This window comes from Pseudomonas sp. 32_A (assembly GCF_017490905.1).
In the GTDB taxonomy this organism is placed as follows: domain Bacteria; phylum Pseudomonadota; class Gammaproteobacteria; order Pseudomonadales; family Pseudomonadaceae; genus Aquipseudomonas; species Aquipseudomonas inefficax.
Genome location: NZ_JAFGYI010000066.1, coordinates 1 through 20,165 on the forward strand (window position 1 = coordinate 1; position 20,165 = coordinate 20,165).

Here is a 20,165-nt window from a genome sequence, read left to right on the forward strand (position 1 = left end):
CAGGGTTCGGTGCAGCTTTACAGGGCTGCACCTCACCTGTGGGAGCTGGCTTGCCGGCGATGGGCCGCACAGCGGCCCCCGGTTATTCGAATAGTCAGGAGTCATCGATGAGCACTGCACTACCTTCGCTTGGATTCGCCGGCATCGGCCTGATGGGCCTGCCCATGTGCCGGCGCCTGTTGGCAGCGGGCTACCCGCTGACGGTGTGGAACCGCAGCCCGGACAAGTGCGCTGCACTGGTCACCGCCGGCGCGCGCCTGGCCAGCAACCCTGCCGAACTGTGCCGCGACAGCGACATGCTGCTGCTGTGCCTGGCCGACACGGCCGTGGTCCGCGAGGTGGTGTTCGGCGAGCAAGGCATTGCCCAGGGCGGGCGTAGTGGTCAGTTGCTGATCGATTTCTCCAGCCTTGAGCCAACCGCCACCCGTGAAATGGCCGCCGAACTGGCAGCGCTGTGCGGTATGGCCTGGCTGGACGCGCCAGTTTCCGGCGGCACGCCCGGGGCCGAAGCCGGCACCCTGGCGATCATGGTCGGTGGCGAGTCGGCCGACCTGGAGCGTGCGCGCCCGGTACTGCAGGTACTTGGCCAGCGCGTGACGCACATGGGGGCGGTGGGCGCAGGCCAGGTGACCAAGGCCTGCAACCAGATGATCGTGGCCTGCAATGCCCTGGTGATCGCCGAAGTGGTGGCCTTGGCTGAACAGTCCGGGGTCGACGCGACGCTGATCGCCGAAGCGCTGGCGGGCGGTTTTGCCGACTCCAAACCGTTGCAGATCCTCGCTCCGCAAATGGCCGAGAGCCGCTTCGAGCCGATCAAGTGGCACGTGCGCACGCTGCTCAAGGACCTCGATGGCGCGGTCAAGTTCTCCCGCGAGCAAGGCTCGGCGACGCCGCTCAGTGGCCTTGCCGCACAATTGATGCGCCTGCACGCAAGCCAGGGGTATCTGCAAAAAGATCCGGCGACACTGGTTGAGCTGTATCGCAGCAAGGGCTGAATAGGCCGCCCTGGTGCTGAAGCCGCTCCAGCAACGAGCGCAGTTCGGCCAGCGGCTCCGGGCGGCCCAGCAGGTAGCCTTGCAGGTAGTCGCAGCCGTGGGCTTCGAGAAACGCCAGCTGTTCGGCGTTTTCCACGCCCTCGCTGACCACCTGCAGATGGAGGGTATGCGCCATGACGATGATCGCCTGGACGATCTCGCGGTCCTTCTGGTTGCCTGGCACATCCTGCAGGAAGCTGCGGTCGATCTTCAGCACATCCAGCGGCAGGCGCTTGAGGTAGGCCAGTGACGAGTAGCCGGTGCCGAAGTCATCGATCGACAGCGCCACGCCCTGGGCGCGCACGCGCTTGAGCAGGTTGACCGTACGCTGGATGTCACCCATCAGGGCGTTCTCGGTCACTTCCAGCTCCAGCTGGCAGGGCGCGAGCCCGGCGTGGAACAGCGCCTTCTCCACCTCGTTGGGCAGTTCGTCGTGGCTGAGGGTGACGGCCGAGCAATTGACCGTGACCTTGAGGTTGCCATGGCCGTGGCGCTGCAGGTAGGCCAGGTCGGCGCAGGCGTGGCGCAGCACCCACAGGTCAAGGTCGATGATCAGGCCGTTGGCTTCGGCGATGGCAATGAAACGATCGGGCCCGAGCAGGCCGTGTTGCGGGTGTCGCCAGCGCACCAGGGCTTCCAGTTTGGCCACTTGCCTGCTGCGCAGGTCGAATATCGGCTGGTAATGCACGCACAGCCCATGCTCCTCGACCAGGGCCACCCGCAGTTCCTCTTCCAGTTGCAGGGCAATCGAGGCCTGGGTCTTCAGGCTGTCGTTGAAGAAGTTCAGGCTGTTGCGCCCGTTGCCCTTGGACTGGTACAGCGCGAGGTCTGCGTGCTTGAGCAGCTCTTCGGCGGTGGTGCCGTCGTCGGGGAAGATGCTGATGCCGATGCTGGTGGTCATGACCATGCGCCGACCGCCCAGGTCGATGGGCTCCTTCATCCGCTGCATGATGCGCTGGGCCAGGTGGCGGGCTTCGTCGCGGTTGTTGAGGCTGGTGACCACGCAGAACTCGTCGCCGCCAAAGCGCGCGACCAGGTCGTGGTTGCGGGTGGCGGCCTTGATGTGGCTGGCGATCACTTTGAGCAGTTCGTCGCCGGCGTCGTGGCCGAGGCTGTCATTGATGCGCTTGAAATGGTCGATGTCGAGGAACATCACTGCCAGGTGGTTTTCCGTGGCTTGGTGTTCGGCCAGGCGTTCGGCGAACACCTGGTTGAAACCTCGGCGGTTGACCAGGTTGGTCAGGGCATCGTAGTGCGCGGCCTGCTGCAGCGAAGCCCGGGCCTGGTCCAGCTGGCTGAGCAACACGCTGACCCGCCGCAGGTCGTGTTCCTTGCTTTGCAGCTTCTTGTCGGCCAGCGCGGTACTGATGCTGGCAGCACTGATCAGCAGGGTGATGAAGCCGATGCCGAGCGCCAGTTGCAGGCTGTTGTCGCCAGAGGGCAGGCGCAGGGCAGTGTCTGCCGGGATGACCAGGGTCATGGCCGACATCGCGCTGAAGTGGGTGGCGACTATGCCGCCGGCCATCAGCAGGCTGGCGCCGTATTTCATGGCGTGGTGCAAGGTGCCGCTGCCATGACGGAAGTAGCGTGCCAGGCACAGCGCCGTCAGGCTGGTCAGCAGGGCAATGGTGGCAGATGCCAGCAGCAGGCCGGTCTGGTAGTACTGGCGGGCTCCGGTTTCCAGGGCGGCCATGCCGACGAAGTGCATGAGGATGATGCCCAGGCCAATCAGCACTGCACTTTGCAGGTAGTGGTGCGTGCGCATCTGGCTGCGGTCGAGGCTGTGCATGGCCAGCCAGGCGACGGCCAGGGCGATGAGCAGCGACAGGATGGTAAGGGAAACGTCATAGTGCACTTCCACTGGCGCCTGGAAAGCCAGCATGCTGATGAAGTGCATGGCCCAGATGCCACCTGCCAGGCAGCAGGCACCGAGCATGTTCCATTGTCGGTGGGCGGTGGGGTCTTCGCTGTGGGATTGGCGCTCGGCCATGTCCAGGGTGGCGAAGCAGGCCGCACAGGCGACGAGGTAGGCGAGCAGAACCAGGAACGGTTCATGCCGGCAATCAATGACGATGCGCCCGGTTGCCGGCAGGTCGGCGAACAGTTGCAGCCCCAGCCACTCCATGGAATGCCTCATGATCGAGTTTTCACTCGTCTGCGCTACAACCCTGTGCAGACTGTCCAGAGGCAGTATAGGAAGAGGTGGTTAAGCCTTCCTGACTAATGGCACATTGATTTCTACGATTTGGTTATGAAATCAATCGCCGGCAAGAATATTGGCTCGCATTTTTGTAGGAGCGGCCTTGTGTCGCGATAGGCTGCGCAGCAGCCCCAGCATTTTTGCGGTAGTGCAGAAATCTGGGGCTGCTGCGCAGCCCATCGCGACACAAGGCCGCTCCTACACGGGGTGCGGGGAAAGACTAGCCAGCCACCAGCACGCGAATGGCCTCCAGGCGCAGGGCGGCCTTTTCAAGCATCGCCAAGCCCTCTTCGCGCTGCTTGCGCAGCGCTTCGATCTCGCTGTCGCGCACACTCGGGTTGACTGCTTGCAGCGCGACCAGGCGGGCCAGCTCCTCGTCGGCCTCCGCTTTCAGGCGACGCTGGGCCTCGGCCACCCGCTCGACGTGGGCCGGCAGGACCTTGGCCTCGCCACTGCCGATGCGCTGGGCCAGCATGTCACGCTGGGCCTGGACGAACTTGTTGGCGCTGGCGCGCGGCACGCTTTCCAGCTGGTCGTTGAGGGTTTCGAAGGCCACGCGCGATGCCAGATCGTTGCCATTGGCATCAAGCAGGCAGCGCAATGCTGCCGGTGGCAGGTAACGGCCCAGTTGCAGGATGCGCGGTGCCACCACCTCGCTGACGAACAGCAGTTCAAGCAGCACGGTACCGGGTTTGAGCGCTTTGTTCTTGATCAGCGCCACGGCGGTGTTGCCCATCGAGCCGGACAGCACCAGGTCCATGCCGCCTTGCACCATCGGGTGTTCCCAGGTGAGGAACTGCATGTCCTCGCGCGACAGCGCCTGGCCACGGTCGTAGGTGATGGTCACGCCTTCGTCGTCGCCCAGCGGGAAGCTGGCGTCGAGCATCTTCTCGCTCGGCTTGAGGATTAGCGCGTTCTCGGAATGGTCTTCGCTGTCGATGCCGAAGGCGTCGAACAGGGTTTCCATGTAGATCGGCAGGGCGAACTGGTCGTCCTGTTCGAGAATGTCCTCGACCAGTGCCTGGCCTTCGCCGGCACCGCCGGAGTTGAGTTCCAGCAGGCGGTCACGGCCGGTATGCAGTTCGGCTTCCAGGCGTTCGCGCTCGCTGCGGGCGTCGGCCACCAGTGCTTCCCAGGCCTTGCTTTCGCCGCTTTCGAGCAGTGGCAGCAGGCGTGGGCCGAACTGATGCTGCAGTGCATTACCAGTAGGGCAGGTGTTGAGGAAGGCGTTGAGCCCTTCGTGGTACCACTGGAACAGGCGCTCTTGCGGGCTGTCCTGCAGGTACGGGATATGCAGCTGGATGGTGTGCTTCTGGCCGATGCGGTCGAGGCGGCCGATGCGCTGTTCGAGCAGGTCCGGGTGCGCTGGCAGGTCGAACATCACCAGATGGTGGGCAAACTGGAAGTTGCGGCCTTCGCTGCCGATTTCGGAGCAGATCAGCACCTGGGCGCCGAACTCTTCGTCGGCGAAGTAGGCGGCGGCGCGGTCGCGTTCGAGGATGCTCATGCCTTCATGGAACACCGAGGCCGGGATGCCCGAGCGCACGCGCAGGGCGTCTTCCAGGTCCATCGCGGTTTCGGCATGGGCGCAGATCACCAGCACCTTGGTGCGCTTGAGCATCTTCAGGGTGTCGATCAGCCAGTCGACACGCGGGTCGAAACGCCACCAGCGCTCGTCGTCGGCCACCTCGCCCTGGGCCTGGAAGGCAACTTCCGGGTACAGCTCGGCATGTTCGCCGGCTGGCAGGTCGCGGTACTGCTCGGGCGTTGCCAGTGGGTAAGGGTGCAGCTGGCGCTCAGGGAAGCCCTGGACCGCCGCGCGGGTGTTACGGAACAGCACGCGGCCGGTGCCGTGGCGGTCGAGCAGCTCACGGATCAGGCGCGCGCTGGCCTGGGTATCGCCGTCGCTGACCGCTGCCAGCAGGGCTTCGCCTTCGGCACCCAGGAAGCCCTGGATGGTGGCGTGGGCCTTGGGTGACAGGCGGCCTTCGTCGAGCAGTTCCTGTACGGCTTCGGCCACCGGGCGATAGTGCTCGCTCTCGGCGCGGAAGGCGGCCAGGTCATGGAAGCGGTTGGGGTCGAGCAGGCGCAGGCGGGCGAAGTGGCTGTCCTGGCCGAGCTGCTCTGGGGTGGCGGTGAGCAGCAGCACGCCCGGGATCACCTGGGCCAGCTGTTCGACCAGGCCGTATTCGGCGCTGACCTGGTCTTCGTGCCAGACCAGGTGGTGGGCTTCGTCCACTACCATCAGGTCCCAGCCGGCGGCGAACAGCGCGTCCTGGGCCTTTTCGTCTTCGACCAGCCACTCCAGGGCCACCAGCGCCAGCTGGGCATCCTCGAACGGGTTGCTGGCGTCGCTTTCGATGAAGCGCTCGGCGTCGAACAGGGCCACCTGCAGGTTGAAGCGGCGACGCATTTCCACCAGCCATTGGTGCTGGAGGTTTTCCGGCACCAGGATCAGCACGCGGCTGGCGCGGCCGGACAGCAGCTGGCGGTGGATCACCAGGCCGGCCTCGATGGTTTTGCCCAGGCCCACTTCGTCGGCCAGCAAGACGCGCGGCGCGCTGCGGTCGGCGACTTCGCGAGCGATGTGCAACTGGTGGGCGATGGGTTGGGCGCGGCAGCCGCCCAGGCCCCACAGCGCCGACTGCATTTGCTTGCTGGTGTGCTGCAGGGTGTTGTAGCGCAGGCTGAACCACGACAGCGGGTCGATCTGCCCGGCGAACAGGCGGTCGCTGGCCAGGCGGAACTGGATGAAGTTCGACAACTGGGTTTCCGGCAGGGTGCGCGGCTGGTTTTGCCCGTCCAGACCGTGATAGACCATCAGCCCGTCGATATCCTCGACCTCGCGCACAGTCAGCTTCCAGCCTTCGAAGTGGGTGATCTGGTCACCTGGCGAGAAGCGCACGCGGGTCAGCGGCGCATTGCGCAGGGAATACTGGCGGGTGTCGCCAGTGGCCGGGTAGAGCACGGTCAACAGGCGGCCATCCTGCGCCAGGATGGTACCCAGGCCGAGCTCGGCTTCGCTGTCGCTGATCCAGCGTTGCCCCGGTTGATACTGCTGCGCCATACTGCCTGAACTCCCGCGATGAAAAAGCCGATTATGTTAACGGATCGGCCGGTCAGACCAAAGTGCCGAGCGCATCGAAAGGTGCCGAATTGCGATAGGAAGTGCGATAGGTAGCAACAGTCTAGTCGCTTCATCGTCCCCCACCGTGCTGCCGACGAGGGCCCCGGATCAACATGTCTGCCAAGCACCGCTGGATCAGCACTTCGATGGCCGTGGGCAGCCTGTTGCTGCTGGCCGCCTGCGAGCAGAAAAACTTCGAGACCTTGCCCGCCATCCCGATCGAGCAGCTCGAGGTACTGGGCGTGCAAACGCCGATCAAGAGCGTGCACTTTCGTGACCGCGATGGTGAAGGCCTGCTGGTATTGAGCCGCAGCGATGGCCAGACCAGCGACCCGGAAAGCGAGCAGGAAGTGGACAAGGTGGTCCTCAAGGCCACGTTGTACGGGCGCACCGCCGAAAGCGACGCGTTCAAGGCGCGCTGGCAGATCGAACAGGAAACCACCTGCCCGGGCCTGGACCTGGATGTGGACTTCTATAACGATGTCAGCGATGTCGGCGACCTGAACAAGGACGGCGTCGCCGAGGTGACGGTTGCCAGCCACGCCTTCTGCGGCGGTGGCATCGACCCGCACGACATCGCCATCGAGATGCGTGAAGGGCAGGCCAGCTACAGTATCACCGGCCAGTCGCTGATCACCCCGGCGGGTGAGGAGCCGATCGGCGGTGAGCGCGAAGACAGCGCCTCGCTCAAAGCCGCGCCACAGGTGCTGCGCGAACACATGGACGCGGTCTGGCAGCAGGTGTACAAGCGCCCCTGGAGCGAGGCCAGCCCGCCAACCGACGACGAGCCTGACGAAGAAGCCGAATAAGTGTTGTGCCTGCCATCAAGGTAAGCCCGCGCCTGCCGATACAGGGGGCATAGGAGAACGTCCATGCTGCCACCGATCATTCCGCTCAGTGCCGCCCCGGTGACCTCGCAACAGGACCCGGTCAAACCGACACCCGACATCAAGCCGGTGGTGCCGACGCAGCCTGCCTCCGGCGAAAGCACCATCGACCTCAAGCACCAGCGTGACCCGCAGGAGCAGGCACTACTGCTGCGCGACGAGCAGCGCCGCCAGCAGCAACGCCGGCAGAAGGGCGACGACGAACGCTACAGTGCGATGCCGGGTGACGAGGTCAACGCCGACAACACCGTGCCGGTGGCGCCGTTGATGGGCGAGCACGGGCGCCAGGGGCTTCTGGTGGACATCGAAGTCTGACGCGGGGCTGGTCAGCGCCAGCGCCTGGCTTCATCATGCAAGTCTCAGTTGATCGTCGAGCCCACCCATGAGCCAAGACAACCTCATCGATTTCGATGCCGAACGCGCCAAGCGCGTCCACGACCTCAAGGAAAAGCGCCTGAACGAAATGCGCAATGCTTTCGAGCAGGCCCTGCCGTTGAACACCGCCAAGAAAAAGAAACCCAAGAACAAGCCGAAGAAACGCTGAAACTTGACGCAGGTCAACCCAGCACCCGCCTCGCGTGCCCGGCCCCGGGCACCATTGACACCGATCAATTTTCCCCGCCCCCAGTTTGGTTAACTTGCACCCATCGGACAACGGCAAACGAATGGGGAGGCCAGCATGTTCTTCGACAACGTGGTTATCGCCGGAGTGGTAACGGTCGGGTTGATGGTCGTCTTCTTTGCCGGTCTGGGCATTTTCATCTGGAAGGATTCGAACAAGCGCAAGCCGCGCTGACCTTCCGGGTACACGAGCACGCAAGGCATTTAGGGCGACTTCGGTCGCCCATTTTTTTGCCTGCAATTTTTGTGTTGCCTGTGCCGGCCTCTTCGCGGGTAAACCCGCTCCCACAATGACTTCACGAGATTCGGACTGTGCGCGGTCCCATGTGGGAGCGGGCGTGCCCGCGAACAGGGCAGCACAGGAGAGCCTGTCGATAACAAAGATGATTAGCTAGCTAATTAATCCTTTCCGCCTTATCCTTCCCATCATTGTCTATCTTTCTACAAGACCATCCCCGCAAGGTCCGCCTCGTGCCCATCACTCTCCAGGCCCTGTTCGCCCCCAGCAGCCTCGCCCTCAAGTTCGCCATCAAGACCCTGCTCGGTGGCGGCCTGGCGCTGTGGCTGGCGATGCGCTGGGGCCTGGAGCAACCGTCCTGGGCACTGATGACCGCTTTCATCGTCGCCCAGCCTTTATCGGGCATGGTGGTGCAAAAGGGCTTGGCGCGGCTGGCGGGCACTCTTGTCGGCACGATTGTGTCGGTGCTGTTCATCGGCCTGTTCGCCCAGACCCCCGGCCTGTTCCTGCTCACCTTGGCCCTGTGGCTGGCCCTGTGCACCGCCGCCTCCACCCAACTACGCAGCGCCTGGGCCTATGCCTTCGTGCTGGCAGGCTACACCGCGGCGATCATTGCCCTGCCGGCCATCGACCACCCATTGCAGGTGTTCGACCAGGCCGTGGCGCGCTGCACCGAGATCTGCCTGGGTATCTTCTGTGCCACCGCCAGCAGTGCCTTGCTCTGGCCCATGCGGGTAGAGCAGCAACTGGGCGGGCAGGCCCGCCAGGCCTGGCAGAACGGCCTGCAGGCCGCCAGTGCCATGCTGGGCGGGGAAGACGAGGCGCGCAAAGGCTTGCTGGAGAGCCTGGGGCGTATCGTTGCCATCGACAGCCAGCGCGAACACGCCTGGTTCGAAGGCAACCGCGGGCGCCAGCGCGCTCGTGCCATTCGCGGCCTGAGCCAGAAACTGATGGTGCTGCTGCGCATTTCCCGGTCGGTGCGTCGGCAGTGGCGGCAACTGGATGAGCGCGAGGCCCAACGCCTGGCACCCTGGCTGGAGGAGGTGCGCGCACTGCTGAGCAAGCCCGATCAGCCGGGCCTGTTGGTGCTGCGCCAGCGCATCTGGGATGCCGCCCACGATGAGCAGATCAGCCCGGCGGAGCACTTCTGCCTGGCGCGCATGGCGCTGCTGCTGGACTACGCCATGGCTGCCAGCCAGGCGCTGGAAGATGTCGAGGCGGGCAGGGCGCCCAAGGATGTGTCCCAAGGCCTGGCTGCGCACCGAGACTGGTCGCTGGCCTTGCTGTTCGGCTCACGCAGTGCGCTGGCCTTTCTGGTAATGAGCGGCTTCTGGCTGGCCACCGCCTGGCCTTCGGCGCCGGGTGGCCTGGTGCTGACCTGTGTGGTCTGCAGCCTGTTCGCCAGCCGCGAGAATGGTGCGCAGATCGGCCTGAGCTTCTTGCGCGGGATCTTCCTGGCGATACCCGCGGCGTTTCTGGTCGGGCAGATTCTGCTGCCGCAATGGAGCAGCTTCGCCATGCTTTGCCTGGGCATGGGCGTGCCGCTGTTTCTTGGTGCACTGGGTATGGCTCACCCGCGGACCGGGGCAACGGCTACCTCTTATTGCCTGCATTTCATCGTGCTGGTGTCGCCGCTCAATGCCATGCAGTTCGGCGTGGCCACCATGCTCAACAGTGCCTTGGCCATGCTGGTAGGTGTGTCGGCAGCGGTGATGGCCTTCCGTTTGCTGGTGTTCCGTCACCCGGCCTGGCTGGGCCGGCGCTTGCGTGCGGCGACCCAGAACGACCTGGTGCGCCTGACCCGACGCGACTTGCGCGGGGCCGACAGCTGGTTTGGCGGGCGCATGGCCGACCGCCTGATGCAACTGGCGCGGCATGCCGGCGAACTGCCCGAGAGCGAACGCAAGCGCTGGGACGACGGCCTGCACGGCCTGGATATCGGCGACGAACTGGTGCATCTGCGCATGTGCCTGGCGGTCGCCCAGGCCCCGTTGGGGCGTGCCGAGCGTGAATACCTGCAGCAGGTAGAGGCCGTGCTGGCCAAGGGGCCGGCGCCCGGGCGCGGGCAGCGCCTGGATGCCGCCAGCGAACAGTTTATTGGCGCCTTGCGCCGTCTACCCTCCAGCGATCCGCTGCGGTTGGCCGAAGGGGCGGTGCTGCAACTGCAAAAAAGCTGGGGCAAGTGGTGCCGCTGGCAGGAGGAAGCTCATGGGGTTGCGTGAGTGGGAAGTGGGCGGCGTGCTGTTCAGTCCCTTCCTTGTTTATGTGTTGCTGGCGCTGGTGCTTACCGGGTTGCTGCGTCTGGTGGTGCAGGCCACGCCGTTGGGGCGCTGGATCTGGCATGAAGCGCTGTTCGACGCGGCGCTGTTCGTTTGTGTGTTGTTCCTGGTGGTGCGACTGCTGGGAACCTTGTAAAGGAGTGTTTCGATGCGTGCGGCCGTACGTACCTTGGTCACCTTGTGTGTGGTGGCCCTTGCCGTGTTCGCCGGCTATCAGTTGTGGCAGTACTACATGCTCACCCCCTGGACCCGAGATGCGCGTGTGCGTGCCGATGTGGTGGTGATCGCCCCCGATGTGTCCGGCTGGGTGCGCGAGCTGAAGGTTCGTGACAACCAGCAGGTCAAGGCCGGCGACCTGCTGATGAGCATTGACCGCGAACGCTTCCAGGCGGCATTCGACCAGGCCAGCGCGGTGACCGAGACCCGCAGCCAGCAACTGCGCCTGCGCGAGCGGGAAGCCGCCCGGCGTACGGCCCTGGGGCCGGAGGCGATCAGTGCCGAACTGCGGGAAAACGCCCAGATCAATGCGGCCATTGCCCGCGGTGAACTGCATGAGGCCGAGGCACAGTTGCAGGTTGCCAGAATAAACCTGGCGCGAAGTGAAGTGCGGGCACCGCGCAGCGGGCATATCACCAACCTGCGCCTGGCCGAGGGCAACTATGTGAACACCGGGGAATCGGTGATGGCCCTGGTGGACGATTCAACCTTCTATATCCAGGCCTATTTCGAGGAAACCAAGCTGCCGCGCATTCGTGTGGGGGATGCGGTGAAGGTCTGGCTGATGGGCGCGGGCGAGCCGATGCAAGGGCATGTGGAGAGCATCAGCCGTGGTATCACCGACCGCAACAGTAACCCCGACAGCCAGTTGCTGCCGGAGGTTGAGCCGACCTTCAACTGGGTACGCCTGGCGCAGCGGATACCGGTGAGGATCCGCCTGGACCAGGTGCCGGAGGGGGTGACCCTGAGTGCGGGGATGACGGCCAGTGTGCAGGTGCATGAGCAATGAGGCAGGTGGCTACTCTGTGGCCCGATCGCTGGCAACCCAGGCTCATGCGGTGGTGGGAGCAACTGTCCTGTGTTGCCTGTCCTGGCCTCATCGCCGGCAAGTCAGCTCCCACAGGTACTGCACAATGCTTGAGGTCGATGCAGTCGAGGTGGGAGCTGGCTTGCCGGCGATGGGCCGCAAAGCGGCCCCAGAAAACCTGACCTCAGAGGAACATCCCGCCTGAAACCTCCAGCCGTTGCCCGTTGATCCAGCCATTGCCATCTTCCAGCAACAGCGCAATCGCTGCCCCGATATCATCCGGCAAGCCCACCCGCCCCAGCGCCGTGTTGCCGGCAATGTATTCATTCACCTGGCGGTTGTCCCGCACCACGCCGCCGCCAAAGTCCGTCTCGATCGCCCCCGGCGCCAGAATGTTCACGCGAATCCCGCGCGCCCCGAGTTCCTTGGCCTGGTAGCGGGTAAGCACTTCCATCGCCCCCTTCATCGCGGCATAGGCGGCATACCCCGGCAGTACAAAGCGCGCCAGGCCAGTGGAAATGTTGACGATGCGGCCATTGTCGACCAGCAGCGGCAGCAGGCGCTGGGAGAGAAAGAACGGCCCTTTCAACTGGATGTTCAGCAACTGGTCGAACTGCGCCTCGCTGGTTTCGGTGTAGGGCACGTTCAAGCCGATCCCGGCATTGTTCACCAGAAAGTCGAACCGTTCGCGGCCGAAGTGTTGCTGCAAGGTTGCTTTCAGGCGTTCGGCGAAACCGGCAAAGCTGGCGCTGTCGCTGACGTCCAGTTGCAGCATGGTGGCCTTGACCCCGGCCTGCTCCAGCCGGGCGGCCACGGCCTGGGCCTCCTCCGCCTTGCTGTGGTAGGTGCCGATGACATCGATGCCGCGTGCGGCCAGGTGTTCGGCAGTGTTGCGGCCCAGGCCGCGGCTGGCGCCAGTAATCAGGGCAATCTTGCGGGTCATGGTGGAAACCTCATGGTGGGCTGATGAGCACAGGTTATTGGTCGCTGTTCTGCTGTTAAATCCAGCGAATATGGAAATACTGTTCGGTAAAACCGGATAGACGAGGTTCAAGTGAACAAGCTGGAGTTGTTGCGCACCTTTGTGCGGGTCAGCGAGGTCAGCAGTTTCACCCTGGCTGCGGAAAGCCTGGGGCTGCCCCGTTCGACCGTGTCGGAGCAGGTCAGGGCGCTGGAGCGTATGCTGGGTACGCAGCTGTTCAACCGCACCACCCGCCGGGTGCAGGCAACCCAGGATGGCGCCTTGCTGTACGAACGCAGCAAGGACCTGCTGTCGGGCATGGACGAAATCGAGAGCCTGTTCCGCGCCGACGATGCCGAGCTGGCCGGGCGCCTGCGGGTCGACCTGCCGACCATGATGGCCCGCCGGGTCATCATCCCGGCGCTGCCGCAGTTTCTGCAGCGCTTTCCGCGCCTGGAGGTGGAGCTCAGTTGCACCGACCGCCAGGTCGACCTGCTGCGTGAAGGCTTCGATTGCGTGATGCGCATTGGTGCCCTGCATGACCTGGATGTGGTGGCGCGCCCGGTCGGGCAACTGAGCATGCGCAACTGTGCAAGCCCTGCCTACCTGGCCCGCCATGGCGTGCCGCACACGCTGCAGGACCTGGCCCGGCACCACCTGGTGCATTACGTTCGCACCCTGGGCGCGCGCAGCGCCGGTTTCGAATACCTCCAGGACGGTGAACTGCACTTCCAGGCAATGGCCGGCGTGGTGACAGTCAACAATGCCGAGGCGTATTCGGCGGCATGCCTGGCCGGGCTGGGGCTGATCCAGGTGCCGGCGGTGGGCGTGGCCGAGCACCTGCAGCGCGGTGAGCTGGTTTCGGTACTGGAAGGCTGGCAAGCCCCGGCCATGCCAGTGTCACTGCTGTATGCACGGCAACGGCACGTGCCACGCCGGGTGCAGGCCTTCATGCAGTGGCTGGGCGAGCTGCTGCATTCCCAGGTAGACGGTGGGCGCTGATCGATGAAAACCGTGGCGCCTGTGCGACGGCTTGCGTTAGGCTGCCAGCCACGAGTTGCCCGGCAGAGGCAACCTTTCCCCGCCTGGCGTGCGTATCTTCCGATTTGATTGCGAGGTTACGTCATGGCCATCACTTCCCAGGACATTTGCAACGCTGCCGACCAGCTCAAGGGTTTTGTCGGTTTTCATGGCAAGCGCGGTGTGCACATCGTGCGTTTTTCCGAAGATTCATTCGGCATGGACGTGGCCGACGCCAGTATCACGCCTTGCAGCGAGTTTGTCTGGCGGCCCGAGCAAGGGCAGCGCATGGCCCTGTGCCGCAAACGGCTGGCGCTGTTGCTGGAGCAGCACGTGGATGACCGTTTGAACATCGGTGAACCGCTGCGCACCTACCTGCGTCGGCGCGACCTGCCGGAAATCGTGGCAGAGCGCAGCTTGCAGCGGGATTCAGCTCTGTAATAGCGAAGAAACTTCGAAAAACTGCACTATCCCTGTGGGAGCGGGTTCACCCGCGAACACCGGCGAAGCCGGTGCCATATACCGCGCCGCATTCTTCGCGGGTGAACCCGCTCCCACAGGGATAAGCATTCCAACCTGAGCAAGACAGTTACATCGACGCGCTACGGGTAGGGTACCGAACGCTGGGATGCCTGCCGTAACAACGCCTCAAGCCCCGCACTGTCCAGCGGCCTGCTCATGTAATAGCCCTGCACTTCGTGACAACGATCCTTCTGCAGTGCCTTGAGCTGCTGCTCGCTCTCCACCCCTTCGGCCGTCACCGTCAGCCCCATCGCTTCGCCCAGGTTGATGATGGCCTGGACCACGGCGCGGTCGCTGCCAGCGGTGTTGTTCAGCCCGCCGATGAAGCGTTTGTCGATCTTGATGCTGTCGAACGGGTAGGTGCGCAGGTAGCCCAACGACGAGTAGCCGGTGCCGAAGTCGTCCATGTTCAGGCGCACGCCCAGCTCCTTGAGCGACAGCATGGTGCCCAGCGCGCCTTCGATGTCATTGAGCATCACGTTCTCGGTAATTTCCAGCTCCAGGCGCTGGGCAGGGAAGGCGGTTTCCAGCAGGATCTCGCGTACATCGGCCACCACATCGCTGCGCAGGAACTGCGCCGGTGACAGGTTCACCGAAACCAGTACATCGGCGGGCCAGTCATGGGCGGTGCGGCAGGCTTCGCGCAGCACCCAGCGGCCCAGCGCGACAATGATGTCACTCTGTTCGGCCAGCGGGATGAAGGTGTCCGGCCCCAGCAACCCCTCCTGCGGATGCTGCCAGCGCAGCAAGGCCTCGACCGCGACGATGCGCAGGTCGCTGAGGCGGTAGCGCGGCTGGTAGTGCAGCTCGAACTCCTGGTTGCGCAAGGCCCGCCGCAGGTCGTTCTCCAGTTGGCGGCGGTACTGGATCTGCTGGCTCATTTCGGCAGCGAAATAGCGCCAGATGCCCTTGCCGTCAGCCTTGGCCTGGTACAGGGCGATATCGGCGCAGCGGATCAGCTCGCCGGCATCGAAGCCTTGGGTGCGGGTTTGGGCGACACCGATGCTGGCGCCCACGTGCAGGGGCTGGCTATCGAACACGATCGGTTGCTGCAGCAGGCTGATCAGGCGCGCGCAGAAGCGGTCGATCTCGTTGCGGTTGTCCATGCCGCCGAGCACCAGGAGGAACTCGTCGCCGCCCAGGCGCGCGACCAGGTCGCCATCGCGGGTGCTGTCGCGCAGACGTGTTGCTACCTCCTGCAGCACGGCGTCACCGGCGGCATGCCCAAGGGAATCGTTGATCGGCTTGAAGTTGTCCAGGTCCAGCAGCAGCAAGGTCAGTGGCGGCGAATCACTGCCGCGCAACAAGGCCTGCTCAAGGTGCCGGGCCAGCTTGTTGCGGTTGGCCAGCCCGGTCAGCGGGTCGTGCAGCGACAGATGCTGGATGCGCGCATGAGCGTCGACTTCGTCAGTGATGTCGCTGGCGGTGCCGCGAAAACCGACGGGCCTGCCGTCGTACCAGATGGCTCGGGCTGAAATCCGGCAGTAGCGGTTTTGGCCGTTCTGGTCGCGGTAGGTGCAGCGCAGGTTGGCCAGTTGTTGTGGGTCGGCCGCGGCCAAGGCATCCAGCCATGGCGAGAGCGGCGTGGTATCGCAGGCCAGCAACTGATTGAGCGGGTGGCCGAGCCAGTCGTCCACCGGGTAGCCGGTGACGTTGACAAAGCGTTGCGAAAGGTAGGTCAGGCGCTGTTGCCGATCGGTTTCCCAGATCCAGTCAGAGGCCGACTCCGCTACCGCGCGAAAACGTTGCTCGCTGGCCTCCAGCGCCTGGTTGCTCTGCTGCAGATCGGCGAGCGTGAGGTCGATCGCCCGCGAACTGCGCAAGGCATGGCGGAACAGGTACAGCATGATCAGACCGAGTATCAGCAAGGCACCCGCCAGCGGCGGCAACACCGCCCGCAGCAACTGCTGCCCTGGCAGCGGGCTGCTCCAGGACAGGTGGTAGCCGGTATCGCCGAGGTCGATGCGCAGGTGGTCGTGCTCACCCACATCATTGTTTTCCACGTGCATGCCGGTCAGGCCGGCACTGCTGCTCAGCTGCGCCAGCTTTTCCTCGGTGAGCTGGTCGACGAACAGCATCACCGGCGCCTGGCGCACCTCGCTATCGGTGACATCCCGGTCCGGGCGCACTGCCGCGGCACTGAGCACGGCCGGCCAACCGTTGAACAGGACGAACCGGGTGATCTGTTCACGTGGGATGGCCGCCGCCCGAGCCTGGTCGATGATTGGCTGCAGCGCTGCATCAATATAGGTATTGGCCGCCGCCTGGGTAGGCTGGCCTTTGAACAAACCGTAGGTGGTGCGTGCGTCCTCCACCACGAACACCCCTTCATAGCCGCTGGCGCTGTACAGCGACTCGCCCACGTTCTTTTCTTCGTAGGCCCATTTCCAGTCGACCTGGCCCGCCAGGTGTTCGAAAGCAGCATCCCATACGGCGTAACTGGAAAGGAACTGGCGCGAGGCAAGCAACCGTTGTTCCAGCGCTTTGCTGGCCTGGGAGGCACTGCGCTGGCGCTCCTGATGGTCGAGAGTACCTGCGATGTTGAACAGGGCGCCGACGATGACCAGGCAGGCCAAGCCGAAAACTGCGCTGAAGCCGGCTATCAGGCGACGCACCTGGAAGCGCGGTGTGGGGCTGGCGGGTGGAGGGTTGGCGGTCCTGGCCATGAGCGAGCGGCTCCTTCAGGCAGCCTCCCGCCAGGCAGTCAGGAAGGAGGTTCAATCAGGATAGGCCAGCCTGAGCGCCGCAGCGTCGCTGCGGGCAAAATTGACCTGGTCGCGTCCGGCATGCTTGGCGGTGTACAGCGCTTTGTCCGCCTGTTCGAGCCAGTGCTCGGGTGACTCCAGGTTGGCCTCGAATGCCGAAAGGCCGATGCTCAGGCTTATGCGCAGGTGCGGCAGCTGCGGGTTGCGGTAGCTGGCGACCCGCTCGCGCAGGCGCTCCATGGCCTGGCAGGCTTGGGCTTCACTGGTATCGGGCAAGATCACGCAAAATTCGTCACCGCCGTAGCGCCCGGCCTGGTCACCTTCGCGCAGGTTGTGCCGCAGCTCGGCACCAAGCTGGCGCAGCACACAATCGCCAACCACATGGCCGAAGGTGTCGTTGATGGTCTTGAAGTGGTCGATGTCGATCAGGGCAATCACCGCGTGGCCCTGCTGTTGCTGGCAGGCCTGGAACTTCAACAGCAGCAGGTCTTTCCAGGCACCATGGTTGAGCAGCCCAGTCAGGCTGTCCGTGAGGCTCAGGGTGCTCAGGCGGCGCTTGTGGTCGGCCAGCTTGATCGCCAGTTGGTAGCAGACCCAGCCCAGCGCCAGCGGATAGAGCGTCAGCATCGGCAGGCAGGCATAGACCTGCAGGGGCGTAGCGTTCAATTGCAGGCCGGGGCCCAGCAGCAGGATGGCGACGAGCATGCCCGTCAGCTGGGCCAGGACGCCGCGAACGACCATGCGCTTGCCGCCGGCGGCGACGTTGTTCATGGTCATCATCGACAGCACGGTCACGCTGGGCAAGGGATTGAAATGGATGGCAGCGGTCCAGAACCCACCCATCAGGGAGTCCAGCACCAGGTTGCGCTGTTCTGCCTGGTAAGGCGTGGCCGAACGGGCTGCCCACAGGTAGGCCACATGCGGCCACAGCAGGCCATTGAACAGTAACAGCAGCCATGCCCAGGTGGGCGGGGACAGCGGCGCCATGGCGGCCATGACGCTGAACAGGCCGATCCCCAGGCCGATGACTCGCGGCAGGTAGATGCGTTTGACGAATGAAAGTCCTTTGCCGCTGCGTTTATCCATCTTGGTATCGTTCTTCTGCTGGAGCACCGTTTATCGCATAACTCTCATGAATATTGTTGAACAGTGTTTCATCTATGAAAAATGACCTTACAAGCCAATTCACGGTTGGTCCGATCACTGTGGGGTAACATGAAGGCTTTCCTGTTGCTCGGAGTGTTGCTGATGGTCCCCTTGACCAGCCCTGCCGGCGAGCCGGCGCCCCAGCGGGAAGGGCGTTTTCACAACCAGGCGTCGTTGCCGCAGGATGGCGTATTGCAGAAGCTGCGCATCGGGCTCAAGTATCTGTTCCTGAGCAAACCGCCGGAAACCCGGCCGGCCACACCGGTGAGCCTGCAGCCCATGACTCGCCAGCAGGTGCTCGACGCACCTGACCGCAGCCTGTGGCGCCTTGGCCATTCCACGGTATTGCTCAAGTTGCGCGGGCGCTTCTTTATTACCGACCCGGTATTCGCCGAGCGCGCCTCGCCGGTGCAGTGGGCCGGCCCGCTGCGTTTCCATGCTCCACCCCTGGCGCTGGACCAATTGCCACCGTTGGCTGCGGTGGTACTGTCCCACGATCACTTCGATCATCTGGATGAGCAGGCAATTCGCCAACTGGCCCCGCGCACGAGTGTGTTCCTGGCCCCGCTGGGCGTAGGCAACCTGCTGATGACCTGGGGCGTAGCACCGGCGAAGGTGCGGCAGCTGGACTGGTGGCAGGAAAGCGAGGTCGAGGGCGTACGTTTTGTCGCCACCCCGGCTCAGCACTTTTCCGGGCGTGGGCTGCTGGACAGCAACCGGACCTTGTGGGCGTCGTGGGTGATCGTCGACGAAGATGTGCGGGTATTCTTCAGTGGTGATACCGGCTACTTCGATGGGTTCAAGCAGATTGGCGAGCGCTTCGGGCCGTTCGACCTGACCCTGATCGAGACCGGGGCCTACAACGTCGCCTGGCCCGATGTGCACATGCAGCCGGAGCAGAGCCTACGGGCCCATCTCGATTTACGCGGGCGCTGGTTGTTGCCGATTCACAACGGTACCTTCGACCTGTCCATCCACGGCTGGCAGGAGCCGTTCGAGCGCATTCTGGCGTTGGCCAACCAGGCACAGGTGCGCCTGAGCACGCCGCAGATGGGGGAGCGGGTCAGCCTTGACTCGCCACATGCCGGGCAGAACTGGTGGCAGCCGCTACCTGTGCGTCAGCGCGGGCAGGCGAACGAGCGCGTGGTAGCGGCACGCTGAAGTTCATTTGTTGCCGTTGTCGCGGCGCGGGGAGGGGGGCTGGTGTTCTTTCAGTAGCCGCGAGGGCGGTCTGCCGCTGTCGCTGCGCACCTGAGCATGGCTGATCAAGCCGAAGATGAAGCTGCCGCCGATGATGTTGCCCGCCAGTGTCGGCAAGGCGAACTCCAGCCAGAAGCTGCTCCAGGTTTCATCGCCGGCCCAGACCAGATAGGACACCTCGACCGAGCCGACCACGATATGGGTAAAGTCGCCCAGGGCCATCAGGTAGGTGATCATCAGGATGATCCAGATCTTGGCGTGTTCCATCGACGGAATCATCCACACCATGGTGGCGATCATCCACCCCGATACGATGCCTTTGGCGAACATCTGGCTGACATCGTTCCTCATTACCTTGCGGCCCACCTCCAGGAAGGCCACGTCGGTCTTGCTGTCGAAGATCGGCAGCTCCAGCATTACCCAGGCCACCAGCAAGGTCCCGGCGAGGTTGCCAAGCAGTACCACGCTCCAAAGGCGCAGCAGGCGCCCGAAGTTGGCCAGGGTAGGGGTGGTCATTACTGGCAATACGGCGGTCAGGGTGTTTTCGGTGAACAGCTGCTGGCGCGCCAGTATTACTGCAAGGAAGCCTGCGCTGTAGCCGATGCTGGCGATTACCTGGGCACTGTCGCCCTCAGGCAGGCGAGCGTAGAACAGGCCCATGGCCATGAGCGACAGCCCCATGGACAAGCCTGCGGCCAGTGCCGACCACCATAGTGCGGCGAGTGTGCGTTCCAGTTCCTGGTCGCCCTGGTAACGAATGATCTCGTGCAGTACTGCCGCGCGGGGCGGTTGGTTGAGGCTGACTTCCTGCTCCTCGTCCGCGGACAGGCCTGGGGTTTTCTCGCTTTGCGCATCGCTCATGGCCGCTACGCTCCGTTGGGTGGTGTATTTCTACAGATTCGCGGCGCTTTCATTAGTTGCCGACAAAGGTAAAACGGCGGCAGAAAGTTTTTTCAGATCAAGGTGTTGACTCTGATTTCAAAGCGCGTATTATTCGCCTCCTCGCAGCGATGAACGCTTCGAGGCAAGCGGTAAGTTGTTGAGGTTGAAGGGTTTCGAAAGAAGCTGGTTGTGAAAAACTTCAAAATAAACGCTTGACAGCAAATGAGGAAAGCGTAGAATGCGCGCCTCGGTTGAGACGAAAAGCTCTTAACCAAACGCTCTTTAACAAATCGAATCAAGCAATTCGTGTGGGTGCTTG

17 protein-coding genes are annotated in these 20,165 nt (G+C 63.8%); 11 read left to right on the forward strand and 6 right to left on the reverse strand.

The window, feature by feature from the left end; translation table 11 throughout:
* Positions 1–107: 107 nt before the first annotated feature.
* Entirely contained in the window at positions 108–995 is an 888-nt protein-coding gene (locus J5M58_RS24930) for an NAD(P)-dependent oxidoreductase (protein WP_207879975.1), read from the forward strand.
* On the opposite strand, the gene J5M58_RS24935 is transcribed toward J5M58_RS24930, so the two are convergent.
* On the reverse strand, positions 895–3,159 hold the full coding sequence (locus tag J5M58_RS24935) for a bifunctional diguanylate cyclase/phosphodiesterase (RefSeq protein ID WP_207879998.1): 2,265 nt from the start codon (positions 3,157–3,159) through the stop codon (positions 895–897). The two genes, J5M58_RS24930 and J5M58_RS24935, sit on opposite strands and share 101 nt — an antisense overlap.
* A 295-nt stretch (positions 3,160–3,454) precedes the next feature.
* Positions 3,455–6,301, reverse strand: a complete 2,847-nt coding sequence (rapA, locus tag J5M58_RS24940; RefSeq protein WP_207879977.1) for an RNA polymerase-associated protein RapA — start codon at positions 6,299–6,301, stop codon at positions 3,455–3,457.
* 173 nt (positions 6,302–6,474) lie between these two features.
* On the opposite strand from rapA, the gene J5M58_RS24945 reads away from it, so the two are divergent.
* From J5M58_RS24945 to J5M58_RS24970, 7 genes are all read left to right on the forward strand, one after another.
* Positions 6,475–7,170 carry a M949_RS01915 family surface polysaccharide biosynthesis protein gene (locus tag J5M58_RS24945; protein WP_207879979.1) on the forward strand — a complete coding sequence of 232 codons (696 nt, stop codon included), beginning with the start codon at positions 6,475–6,477 and terminating at the stop codon, positions 7,168–7,170.
* A gap of 63 nt (positions 7,171–7,233) precedes the next feature.
* Positions 7,234–7,563, forward strand: a complete 330-nt coding sequence (locus J5M58_RS24950) for an aspartate-semialdehyde dehydrogenase (protein WP_112250672.1) — start codon at positions 7,234–7,236, stop codon at positions 7,561–7,563.
* 67 nt (positions 7,564–7,630) lie between these two features.
* Positions 7,631–7,792: a hypothetical protein gene (locus J5M58_RS24955; RefSeq protein ID WP_166674299.1), complete on the forward strand. Its 162-nt coding sequence runs from the start codon at positions 7,631–7,633 to the stop codon at positions 7,790–7,792.
* A gap of 135 nt (positions 7,793–7,927) precedes the next feature.
* Complete coding sequence (gene ccoM, locus J5M58_RS28365) at positions 7,928–8,044, forward strand: cytochrome c oxidase subunit CcoM (RefSeq protein WP_025340347.1); 117 nt, start codon at positions 7,928–7,930, stop codon at positions 8,042–8,044.
* A gap of 296 nt (positions 8,045–8,340) precedes the next feature.
* The gene (locus tag J5M58_RS24960) at positions 8,341–10,329 is read left to right on the forward strand and encodes an FUSC family protein (RefSeq protein WP_207879981.1); all 1,989 of its coding nucleotides are present in this window, start codon (positions 8,341–8,343) and stop codon (positions 10,327–10,329) included.
* Complete coding sequence (locus J5M58_RS24965) at positions 10,316–10,522, forward strand: DUF1656 domain-containing protein (protein ID WP_063913097.1); 207 nt, start codon at positions 10,316–10,318, stop codon at positions 10,520–10,522. Before J5M58_RS24960 ends, J5M58_RS24965 begins: the two co-directional genes overlap by 14 nt.
* A 12-nt stretch (positions 10,523–10,534) precedes the next feature.
* A complete protein-coding gene (locus tag J5M58_RS24970; protein ID WP_207879984.1) occupies positions 10,535–11,392 on the forward strand; it encodes an HlyD family secretion protein in 858 nt (285 codons plus the stop codon).
* A gap of 202 nt (positions 11,393–11,594) precedes the next feature.
* On the opposite strand, the gene J5M58_RS24975 is transcribed toward J5M58_RS24970, so the two are convergent.
* Complete coding sequence (locus tag J5M58_RS24975; RefSeq protein WP_207879986.1) at positions 11,595–12,353, reverse strand: SDR family NAD(P)-dependent oxidoreductase; 759 nt, start codon at positions 12,351–12,353, stop codon at positions 11,595–11,597.
* Positions 12,354–12,464: 111 nt separating this feature from the next.
* Here J5M58_RS24975 and J5M58_RS24980 point away from each other — a divergent pair, with 111 nt between their 5' ends.
* Both J5M58_RS24980 and J5M58_RS24985 read left to right on the forward strand, forming a co-directional pair.
* Positions 12,465–13,373, forward strand: coding sequence for a LysR family transcriptional regulator (locus J5M58_RS24980; protein ID WP_207879988.1), 909 nt, complete (start codon positions 12,465–12,467; stop codon positions 13,371–13,373).
* 123 nt (positions 13,374–13,496) lie between these two features.
* On the forward strand, positions 13,497–13,832 hold the full coding sequence (locus J5M58_RS24985) for a DUF2025 family protein (RefSeq protein ID WP_207879990.1): 336 nt from the start codon (positions 13,497–13,499) through the stop codon (positions 13,830–13,832).
* A 161-nt stretch (positions 13,833–13,993) separates the two neighbouring features.
* Here the strand turns inward: J5M58_RS24985 and J5M58_RS24990 are convergent, their stop codons facing one another.
* Positions 13,994–16,579, reverse strand: coding sequence for an EAL domain-containing protein (locus tag J5M58_RS24990; protein WP_207879992.1), 2,586 nt, complete (start codon positions 16,577–16,579; stop codon positions 13,994–13,996).
* A gap of 51 nt (positions 16,580–16,630) precedes the next feature.
* Positions 16,631–17,704 (reverse strand): diguanylate cyclase, encoded by a 1,074-nt coding sequence (locus J5M58_RS24995; protein WP_207879994.1) that lies wholly within the window; start codon positions 17,702–17,704, stop codon positions 16,631–16,633.
* A 129-nt stretch (positions 17,705–17,833) separates the two neighbouring features.
* Here J5M58_RS24995 and J5M58_RS25000 point away from each other — a divergent pair, with 129 nt between their 5' ends.
* Positions 17,834–18,925, forward strand: a complete 1,092-nt coding sequence (locus tag J5M58_RS25000) for an MBL fold metallo-hydrolase (RefSeq protein ID WP_207879996.1) — start codon at positions 17,834–17,836, stop codon at positions 18,923–18,925.
* 3 nt (positions 18,926–18,928) lie between these two features.
* Here J5M58_RS25000 and J5M58_RS25005 read toward each other — a convergent pair whose 3' ends face one another.
* Complete coding sequence (locus J5M58_RS25005; protein WP_112250678.1) at positions 18,929–19,825, reverse strand: formate/nitrite transporter family protein; 897 nt, start codon at positions 19,823–19,825, stop codon at positions 18,929–18,931.
* Positions 19,826–20,165: the final 340 nt, after the last annotated feature.